Source organism: Limosilactobacillus reuteri subsp. simiae (assembly GCF_020784875.1).
Classification (GTDB): Bacteria; Bacillota; Bacilli; order Lactobacillales; family Lactobacillaceae; genus Limosilactobacillus; species Limosilactobacillus reuteri_H.
On the sequence record NZ_JAJGUI010000065.1, the window covers coordinates 1 to 237 of the forward strand.

1 rRNA gene is annotated in these 237 nt (G+C 42.6%); it reads left to right on the plus strand.

What is annotated here, in order from left to right:
* Nucleotides 1-90 (plus strand): 16S ribosomal RNA (locus LMC10_RS02020); the annotation flags it as partial.
* Nucleotides 91-237 lie beyond the last annotated feature (147 nt).

The window sequence follows — 237 nt, forward strand, 5'->3', positions numbered from 1 at the left end:
TGGAGGGAGCCGCCTAAGGCGGGACAGATGACTGGGGTGAAGTCGTAACAAGGTAGCCGTAGGAGAACCTGCGGCTGGATCACCTCCTTTCTAAGGAATAAAACGGAACCTACACATCAAAGAAACTTTGTTTAGTTTTGAGGGGTTTACCCTCAGAGCTTGTACTTTGAAAACTAAATACTATCTAATTTCTTTATTAACAAAACAATAAACCGAGAACACCGCGTTATTTGAGTT